Source organism: Streptomyces sp. ISL-98, assembly GCF_018614055.1.
GTDB classification, from domain to species: domain Bacteria; phylum Actinomycetota; class Actinomycetes; order Streptomycetales; family Streptomycetaceae; genus Streptomyces; species Streptomyces spiramyceticus.
This window is the reverse complement of sequence record NZ_JAGGPB010000021.1, coordinates 92,220-102,040: the sequence shown is the minus strand read 5'-3', so window position 1 is coordinate 102,040 and position 9,821 is coordinate 92,220. Positions and strand designations below refer to the sequence as shown.

Annotated in this window: 5 protein-coding genes and 2 pseudogenes; 5 read left to right on the top strand and 2 right to left on the bottom strand. The window is 70.5% G+C overall.

The genetic code is table 11. From position 1 onward, the window contains the following. The 5 genes and pseudogenes from J7I98_RS16190 to J7I98_RS16170 all read left to right on the top strand — a co-directional run. Positions 1-192 (top strand): annotated as a pseudogene (locus J7I98_RS16190) (hypothetical protein); the annotation flags it as partial. Positions 193-260: 68 nt separating this feature from the next. Beyond that, positions 261-1,541: a bifunctional glycosyltransferase family 2/GtrA family protein gene (locus J7I98_RS16185; RefSeq protein ID WP_214921401.1), complete on the top strand. Its 1,281-nt coding sequence runs from the start codon at positions 261-263 to the stop codon at positions 1,539-1,541. Then, positions 1,538-3,661: a glycosyltransferase family 39 protein gene (locus J7I98_RS16180; RefSeq protein WP_214921400.1), complete on the top strand. Its 2,124-nt coding sequence runs from the start codon at positions 1,538-1,540 to the stop codon at positions 3,659-3,661. Before J7I98_RS16185 ends, J7I98_RS16180 begins: the two co-directional genes overlap by 4 nt. An 86-nt stretch (positions 3,662-3,747) precedes the next feature. After that, positions 3,748-5,268: an MFS transporter gene (locus tag J7I98_RS16175; RefSeq protein WP_214921399.1), complete on the top strand. Its 1,521-nt coding sequence runs from the start codon at positions 3,748-3,750 to the stop codon at positions 5,266-5,268. A gap of 80 nt (positions 5,269-5,348) precedes the next feature. Continuing rightward, a complete protein-coding gene (locus tag J7I98_RS16170) occupies positions 5,349-6,107 on the top strand; it encodes a TetR/AcrR family transcriptional regulator (RefSeq protein WP_214921398.1) in 759 nt (252 codons plus the stop codon). Positions 6,108-6,371: 264 nt separating this feature from the next. Here J7I98_RS16170 and J7I98_RS42895 read toward each other — a convergent pair. Continuing rightward, positions 6,372-7,224 (bottom strand): annotated as a pseudogene (locus J7I98_RS42895) (hypothetical protein). Between the two features lie 164 nt (positions 7,225-7,388). Then, positions 7,389-9,821 (bottom strand): MFS transporter, encoded by a 2,433-nt coding sequence (locus J7I98_RS16160; RefSeq protein WP_214921397.1) that lies wholly within the window; start codon positions 9,819-9,821, stop codon positions 7,389-7,391.

Genomic DNA, 9,821 nt, shown 5'->3' with positions numbered 1-9,821 from the left:
GACTGGGCGGCCAAGATCTACACCGACGCCCGGGCCCGCAAGAAGCGACACCCCCACGCCGTCCGCATCCTGGCCCGCTCCTGGCTCCGGGTGATGTGGGCCTGCTGGCGCGACGGCACCTGCTACGACCCCGCCGTCCACCAAGCCAACAGCAAGGTCAACACGGTCGCCGAGGAGCCTCTGGCGGCATAGAGGTTGACTCAGGAAACTCACAGGTGGATCACACCGCCCTGACAGCGCACGTCGCGAAGCTCGGGGTCATGCGAACCGATACCTCTGTGGGGGCCCTTCCGGCCAGGGAGCACCTTCCCGTCGGCATGGCAGGCGCCCCCGTGCCCGTCCTGGACGTGGTGATCCCCGTCTACAACGAGGAGAAGGATCTCGAAGCCTGCGTGCTCCGCCTCCGCGAGCATCTGGCCCGCACCTTCCCCTATCCCTTCCGGATCACCGTCGCCGACAACGCGAGCACCGACCGTACGCCCGACGTCGCCGCCCGGCTCGGGCGCGTGATGCCCGAAGTGGTCGTCGTACGGCTGGAGCAGAAGGGGCGCGGGCGGGCCCTGCGTGCCGTCTGGGAGCGGTCCGATGCGCCCGTACTCGCCTACATGGACGTCGACCTCTCCACCGACCTCAAGGCGTTGCTCCCGCTCGTCGCCCCGCTGATCTCGGGGCACTCCGACCTCGCTATCGGATCACGGCTCGCGGGCGGGTCGCGTGTGGTGCGCGGGCCGAAGCGGGAGTTCATTTCCCGTACGTACAACCTGATCCTTCGGTCCTCGCTCGCCGCCCGCTTCTCCGACGCACAGTGCGGATTCAAGGCGATACGGGCGGACGTCGCCGAGCGGCTGCTGCCGATGGTCGAGGACACCGGGTGGTTCTTCGACACCGAGATGCTCGTGCTCGCCGAGCGCGCCGGACTGCGCATCCACGAGGTGCCGGTGGACTGGGTCGACGACCCCGACAGCACCGTGCACATTGTGCGGACCGCCGTCGACGACCTCAGGGGCGTCTGGCGCGTGGGCCGGGCGCTGGCTGTCGGGGCGCTGCCGCTGGACCGGCTCGCGCCGCCCTTCGGCGACGACCCGCGTGACCGCTCGATCAGCGGTGTACCGGGTGGTCTGGCCCGTCAGCTCGTCGGCTTCTGCGTCGTCGGCGCCCTGAGCACGTTGCTGTATCTGGGGCTCTACTCCGCCTTCCGTATGGGGGTGGGGTCCCAAAGCGCCAATGCGCTGGCCCTGTTGGTGTCGGCCGTCGCCAATACGGCCGCCAACAGGAGGCTCACTTTCGGCGTACGGGGACGCGACCGCGCCGTACGTCACCAGGCACAGGGCCTTGTCGTCTTCGGCATAGGGCTCGCCCTTACCAGCGGCTCCCTCGCCGCCCTCGACGTGGCTGTCGGCGCCCCCTCTCACGGCACCGAACTGGCCGTCCTCGTCGCCGCGAATCTCGCCGCCACAGTGCTGCGTTTTCTGCTCTTCCGCGCCTGGGTCTTCCCCGACCGGCGCGCTGACCGAATCACCGAAACCAAGGCAGGCCGATGACCATCCACCGACGCGACGAACCCCGCCGGGTACGCCTCGCCCTGACCGCCCTGCTGCTCGCCACCGCGCTGCTCTACCTCTGGAACCTCAGCGCCTCCGGCTACGCCAACTCCTTCTACTCCGCCGCCGTACAGGCGGGCAGCGAGAGCTGGAAGGCCTTCTTCTTCGGCTCGTCCGACGCCGCGAACTCCATCACCGTCGACAAGCCCCCGGCCGCCCTGTGGCCGATGGCCCTGTCCGTGCGGCTCTTCGGACTCGGCTCGTGGCAGATCCTCGTGCCCGAGGTGCTGATGGGGGTGGGGACGGTGGCTGTGCTGTACGCCGCCGTACGCCGCCGGTTCAGCGCCGCTGCCGGGCTGATCGCGGGCGCCGTCCTGGCGCTCACGCCCGTCGCCGCGCTGATGTTCCGCTTCAACAACCCGGACGCGCTGCTCGCACTGCTGATGACCGTGACGGTCTACTGCGTGCTGCGTGCACTTGAGGGCGCCCGGACCAAGTGGCTGCTCTGGGCGGGCGCGGCGATCGGGTTCGCGTTCTTGACGAAGACGCTTCAGGCCTTCCTGATCCTGCCGCCGCTCGCGGTCCTGTACGCCGTGTGCGCGCCGACGACCGTACGCCGCCGCCTCGGCCAACTTGCCCTCGCCGGGCTTGCTGTGGTCGTCGCGGGGGGCTGGTGGGTCGCGATCGTCGAGCTGTGGCCGGCGGCCTCTCGCCCGTACATCGGAGGCTCGCAGAAGAACAGCTTCCTTGAACTGACCTTCGGCTACAACGGCCTCGGCCGCATCAACGGCGAGGAGACCGGAAGCGTCGGCGGAGGCGCCGGTCGCGGCTGGGGCGAGAGCGGAATCGGGCGGATGTTCAGTACGAACATCGGCGGCCAGATCTCCTGGCTGCTGCCCGCCGCGCTGATCCTGCTCGTCGCCGGTCTCGTGATCACCTGGAAGGCGAAGAGGACCGACACGGCACGGGCCGCGTTCGTCGCGTGGGGCGGCTCGCTGCTGATGACAGCGGCCGTCTTCAGCTTCATGGCCGGCATCTTCCACGAGTACTACACGGTGGCCCTGGCCCCGTACATCGCGGCCCTGATCGGCATGGGCGCGACCGTGCTGTGGGAGGAACGGCGTTCCTTCGCTGCGGCGGCGACGCTGGGCGCGACAGTTGCGGTCACGTCCGTGTGGGCGTACGTCCTGCTCGGCCGCACCTCCGACTATCTGCCGTGGCTGCGCTGGGCGGTGCTGGTGGTGGGGCTGGTGGCCGCGGTCGGGCTGGTGCCGGCGGGAACGGCGCGTATGGACCGGCGAGTCGCCCTCGCGGCTGCGGGACTCGGGCTCGCGGCGGCGCTGGCGGGGCCGACCGCGTACGCCGTGTCCACGGTCGACAGCGCGCACACCGGGTCCATCGTCACGGCGGGGCCCGCGTCCTCGATGCGGGGCGGTCCGGGCGGTGGCGGTGGTCCTGGTGGCGGCGGCGACGGCCCGGGTGGCACCGGCGGGGGCGGCGGCATGGGACAGCCCCCGGCGGGCGCGGGACAGCCCCCGGCGGGCGCGGGACAGCCCCCGGCGGGCGCGGGCCAGGCTCCGGCCGATGGCGGCCAGGCTCCGGCCGATGGCGGCCAGGCCCCGGCCGGGGGCGGTCAAGGCGGTCAAGGCGGCCAGGGCGCTCAGCAAGGCAACCAGGCCGGTCAACAGGGCGCCCCCGACGGCCGTATGGGCACCGGTGCCGGCGCCGACGGCGCAGCGGGCGAGCGCGGTGGCGGCGGTGGGATGGGCGGGCTCCTCAACGGCCAGAACGTCAGCGCCGAGGCCGAAGCCAAAATCGCCGCGAACGCCGACGACTACACCTGGGCCGCAGCCGCGATCGGTTCGCAGAACGCCGCTGGCTACCAACTCGCCACCGAAAAGCCCGTCATGGCGATCGGCGGCTTCAACGGCAGCGACCCGTCGCCGACCCTGGCGCAGTTCCAGGCGTACGTGGACCAGGGCAAGATCCACTACTTCATCGGCGGCAGCGGCGGCGGCCCCGGCGGCGGCAACTCCACCATCACCACCTGGGTGGAGGAGAACTTCACCAAGGTCACGGTGGACGGCACGACCCTCTACGACCTGACCGCCGCGAAGTGACCCGATAACTCGATATACAGCGTACGAGGCTCTCTTGTACGGTGTACGGGAATCTCCCGTACACCGTACAAGAACAAGGAGCCTGCATGACGGCGACGACCGCCGAGCACCACCCGGCCCCCACCCCCCAGGGCCACCCCCAGCGCTGGCTGATCCTCGGCGTCATCTGCCTCGCCCAGCTCACGGTGCTGCTCGACAACACCGTTCTCAACGTCGCGATCCCCTCCCTCACCAAGGAGCTGGACGCGTCCACCGCCGACATCCAGTGGATGATCAACGCGTACTCCCTGGTCCAGTCGGGCCTCCTGCTCACCGCGGGCAGCGCCGCCGACCGCTACGGCCGCAAGCGGATGCTGGTCGCCGGCCTCGCGCTCTTCGGCGTCGGCTCGCTCGTGGCCGGACTCGCGCAGTCCAGCGCCCAGTTGATCGCCGCCCGCGCGGGGATGGGCATCGGCGGCGCGCTGCTGATCACCACCACCCTGGCCGTCGTCGTCCAGATCTTCGACGACACGGAGCGCGTGAAGGCCATCGGCCTCTGGTCGACGGTGAACTCGCTCGGCTTCGCGGTAGGCCCGCTGATCGGCGGTGTCATGCTCGACCACTTCTGGTGGGGCGCGATCTTCCTGATCAACATCCCGGTTGCGGTGATCGGCCTCGTCGCCGTCGTCTCCCTCGTACCGGAGTCCAGGACCAAGCAGGGCGACCGCCCCGATGTGCTCGGAGCGCTGCTCTCCACCATCGGCATGACCGCCGTCGTGTACGCGATCATCTCCGGCCCGGAACACGGCTGGACCTCCACCCAGGTCCTGCTCTCCGCCGCAGCCGGCGTCCTTGTCCTCGGCGTATTCGTCTTCTGGGAGCTCCGCATCCCCTACCCGATGCTGGACATGCACTTCTTCCGGAACCAGCGTTTCATCGGCGCGGTGGCGGGCGCGATTCTCGTGGCGTTCGGCATGGGCGGCTCGCTCTTCCTCCTCACCCAGCATCTCCAGTTCGTGCTCGGTTACGGGCCCTTGGAAGCCGGGCTGCGTACGGCGCCCCTCGCGCTCACGGTCGTTGCTCTCAACCTCACCGGGATCGGGGCGCGGCTGCTGCCGAAGCTGGGTACGCCCGCAACCATCGGGTCCGGCATGAGCCTGCTGGCTGCGGGCCTGGCCGCGATCGCGGTGCTGGGTGGCGGGTCCGGCTCCGGCTACGGCGGGATGCTGTTCGGCCTGGTCGTGATGGGTGCGGGCATCTCGCTCGCCATGCCCGCCATGGCAAACGCGATCATGAGCGCCATACCGCCGGAGAAGGCCGGTGTCGGCGCGGGCGTCAACGGCACGCTCGCCGAGTTCGGCAACGGCCTCGGCGTCGCCGTCCTGGGTGCGGTGCTGAACTCCCGCTTCGCCGCACTCGTACCCACTGCCGTCGGCGCGGCCTCGCTGCCCGCGGCGCTGGCCGGTGCGGGTGACGCGGGCGAGCGGGCCCGTATCGCGGACGCGTTCGCCTCCGGCGTGGAGACCAGCCAGCTGGTCGGAGCGGTCGCGGTACTGGCCGGAGGGCTGCTCGCCGCGGTGCTGCTGCGCCGTGCCGAGCGGGCAGACTCAGCGGTAACAGCGGCATAGCATCGGAGCAGGGGGGAGCGGACCGGAGGATTCCGGTCCGTCGCCGCCCGCCCCGCCGGGAGAACGAGGAGTGTGCGCCCATGGTGTCCGCGGCCGACCGCGTCAAGAACCCAGCCCGGGACAGCGTCTGGCTGGAGGGCAGGACGGGACGCACCCGCAAGGCCGAGCAGCCGACCGGTCTCGACCGCGACAGGATCACCGCCGTGACGGTGCGGCTGCTCGACGCGGAGGGGCTCGCCAAGTTCTCCATGCGGCGGCTCGCGACCGAGTTGAACGTGACCGCGATGTCGGTCTACTGGTACGTCGACACCAAGGACGACCTGCTGGAACTGGCCCTCGACTCGGTCTTCAGCGAGATCACGCCGCCGGACGAGGCGGGCGACTGGCGCGACCGGCTGCGGGGACTGGCCGTCAGCTACCGGGAGTTGCTGGTCCGCCATGTGTGGGTGTCGCCGCTGATCGGCACGTTCCTCAATATCGGCCCGCACTCGCTGGCGTTCTCGCGCGCTGCACAGGACGTGATGCGGGCGACCGGGCTGCCGCCGCACGGGCAGATGGGCGGCCTCTCGGCGGTCTTCCAGTTCGTGTACGGCTTCGGGACGATCGAGGGGCACTTCGTGCAGCGGTGCGCGTCGGCGGGGATGAGCCAGGACGAGTTCTTCGCCCAGGCGATGGGCACGTTCCGTACCGCGCCGGAGCTGCGCGAGGCGTTCGAGAGTGCGCAGGACTTGATGGAGGCGCGGGGCGGGGACACCGTGGAGGAGATGCGGGAGCGGGACTTCGATTTCGCGCTGGAGACGCTGATCGCGGGCATCGAGGCGATGGCTTCGCGCGGGTAGGTGTGGGGAGCGTTTCATTTCCCCGACCCGCCCCTTCCCGAACTGGGGCAAGCCCCAGACCCCGGACGCCCTTCGGGCGTGTCCCGGAAGGGGCGGGTCGGGGAACAAGTCCCGCGCAGCGGCGTCGGGGAACAAGCCCCCGCGCAGCGGCTCCGCCCCGCCACGCGGCCTTCCAGGCCCTGCACGGCAGCCGCTTCGAGCTCGACCAGCCCGGCACGGACGGCTGGACGGGCGGCGAAGTGTCGCCGTACGGCCCGGAGTCCCCTACCCCTCCGGCAGCTGCGCTCCCCGCACCGCCTGCACGTCCAGCTCAACCCTCAGCGTCGCGCCGATCGCCGAGATCCCCGCCCGCACCACCTGGTTGTAGTTCATGGCGAAGTCCTCGCGCCGCAGCTCCGCCGTCGCCCGGAACGCCGCCCGCACGCCGCCCCACGGGTCCGGACCCGTCCCCAGATAGCCTGAGGTCCAGGTCGACCGCCCGCGCAAGCCCGTGCAGCGACAGCGGCGGGCCAGTACGACCGTGCCGACCTCCACGCGCCCGCTCGCCGTGACGAACGCGGTCGAGGCGACAGGGGCGTAACCGGCGGCCGTGACGATCACCGTGTAAGGACCGGCCAATTGACCGGCGGTCCTTACCACCGTTCCTCTGGACTGAGCAGGGGTGAGTCCGCTCAGCCGCACGCCCCGAACGGTCTTGGGCGCACTGGTCCCCGGCGTACTCAACCCCGGGGCGGCGACACACATCCTGTGCGTGGTCCGGGCCCGGGAGGTCGGTTCCCTACGCGACCTGGCCAAATGGGTACGGCCAGAGGCCACGGGGAGGCCCTGAACCATCACTCCGGTGGAGCAGGGGCCCCGCACGCTGACGCCGTACCCGGCGTCCCAGATCACACGATCACGTTAACCCGGACGGCCCAGGACGACGCAAGCCCGGAAGCCGACCATCACACGATCGAGTTAAACCGCCCTCGTGCACGCTCCCCGGCAAGCAGCTGACGACCCCCTCCTCGTCCGCCGCCGCCCTGACAACCTGCGTGCCCGTCATGTCCGTCACGGTCACCACCGCGTGCTGTACGGCCCAGCCGTCCCGCGTCCGTACCTCTGCCCGAAGTCCCATCCCGTTTTCTCTCCTTGCGAACGAATGACGAGGGCCCCGGCCGGGGCCGACAGGCCGTCCCCTGCCTGTCGGCCCCGGTACCGAGGCCCGCTTCCGCACCGGCCGTAAGGAAGGGGGCGACTCTCCGCTCGAAGCGCGCCCACCACCCGGCCGGGGGTCCTGAATTACTCGCCCGGGTGGGCGAGTTCGATGTCGTGGCCGTCCACGCCGTGGCCCGTGACCGTCAGCGCCCCCGCCACCGGCGGATAGCCGGTTGCGACGACCGTGTACTCGCCCGAGTCCAGGTCGGCGAAGGCGTACGCCCCGTCGTCCCCGGTCGTGGACGTGGCGACTACGTTCCCGGCCGCGTCCATCAGCGTCACCCTGGCGTCGGCCAGCGGACGCCGGTCGGCGCCGCCCCGTACCGTGCCCCGGACCAGCGCACCGGACTGCAGGGCGACCTCGATACGGGTGATGCCCTGGCCGCCGATTTCCACCGGCAGTGCCATCGGCCGGAAGCCGCTCGCGTTCACCGCTACGGTCACCGTGCCGGGCACCAGCTCGCCGAAGGCGAACTCGCCCTGTGCGGCGGACTTTCCGGTGGCCAGCACATCGCCGCGTACGTCGGTCACGACGACCATCGCGTCCTCGACCGGCAGCCCGCCGTCCGCGGCGCGCACGGTCCCGGTGAGGCCGCTCGTACCGGTGAGCAGGATGTCGTACGCGACGGGTTCGTCTCCCACGACCACCGTGGACGCCTGCGGCTGGAAGCCGTCGGCGGAGGCGATCAGGACGTACGAACCGGCTGCCGGGGCATCCAGCGCGTACCGGCTCTCCTGGGCGACCGCGCGCCCCAACTGCCGTCCCGCGAGAGAGATCAGCGTGACCGCGGCATACGGTACGGCGGTTCCCTCGGCGGTACGGACCGTGCCGTGCAGGGTCTTGCCGGTCGCCGCAACGGCGGGCTCCGGGACGGTTTCGGCCGCCGGTACAGGCACCGGCGCCGATCCCGGTACCGGCGACTCCGACGTCTCGCTGTCGTTCGACGACTTCAGCGCGACCTCCTTCACGAACAGCACCAGAATCAGCCCGACCAGCGCGATCGGCGCGGCGTACAGGAAGAGGTCCGCGACCCCGTCCCCGTATGCGCTCTCCATCACGGTCCTGATCGGCGCGGGCAGCGCGTCCATGTCCGGGATGGTGTTCCCGCCCGCCGCACCGGCGCCCGCGCCCGGCTTGATGTGGAGCGCGGCCAGGCCGTCCTCCACGTAGTGCGTGATGCGGCTGGACAGCACCGCGCCGAGCGCGGAGACGCCGACCGCGCCGCCGAGGGAGCGGGTGAAGGTGACCAGGGAGCTGGCCGCGCCGAGTTCGGCGGGCTCGACCTGGTTCTGGGAGGCCAGCACCAGATTCTGCATCATCATGCCGAGGCCGAGGCCGAGCACTGCCATGTAGACGGCGACCTGCCAGTAGTCGGTGTCGTACGTGATCGTGCTGAGCAGTCCGAGGCCTGCGACGAGACCGATGCCGCCGCCGACCAGGAAGCCCTTCCAGCGGCCCGTCTTGGTGATGATCGCGCCGGAGACCGTCGACGAGACGAAGAGACCGGCGATCATCGGGATCGTCAGGACGCCGGACATCGTTGGCGACTCGTCCCGCGCGAGCTGGAAGTACTGGCTCAGGAAGACGGTCGAACCGAACATCGCGACACCGACGAAGAGGCTCGCGAAGGAGGTCAGCGCGATCGTCCGGTTACGGAAGAAGCGCAGCGGGATCAGCGGCTCTGCGGCCTTGTTCTCGACAAGAAGGAAGATCAGGCCGAGCACGATCGAGCCGCCGACCATCGCGTACGTCTGCCATGAGATCCAGTCGTAGTTGTCGCCCGCCAGGGTCACCCAGATCATGAGCAGCGAGACGGACGCGGCCAGGAAGAAGGCGCCGAGCCAGTCGATCTTGACCTTGCGGCGGACGACCGGGAGCTTGAGGGTCTTCTGGAGGAGGACCAGCGCGATGGCCGCGAACGGCACACCGACGTAGAAGCACCAGCGCCAGCCCAGCCAGTCGGTGTCGGTGATGACACCGCCGAGCAGCGGGCCGCCGACCGTCGCGACCGCGAAGGTCGCGCCGATGTAGCCGGCGTAACGGCCGCGCTCACGCGGCGGGATCATCGCGGCGATCACGATCTGCGAGAGCGCGACCAGACCGCCGGTGCCGATGCCCTGGAGCACGCGGAAGGCGATCAGCGTGCCGGTGTTCTGCGAGATACCGGCGAGCGCCGAACCGATGACGAAGATGACCAGCGCTATCTGGACCAGCAGCTTCTTGCTGAACAGGTCCGCCAGCTTGCCCCAGAGCGGGGTGGTCACCGTCATGGAGAGGAGCGCGGCGGTGACGACCCAGGTGTACGCGCTCTGGGTGCCGTCGAGGTCCCTGATGATCTCGGGGAGGGCGTTCGACACGATGGTCGACGACAGCATCGCGACGAACATGCCGAGCAGAAGGCCGGTGAGGGCCTCCATGATCTGCCGGTGCGTCATTGGCGTGCCGTCGGAGGAGCGGTGGTGGGACCCCTGCTTGGCGTGGCCGCCCCGCACACCGGCTGGTGTGGTCGTAGCCAT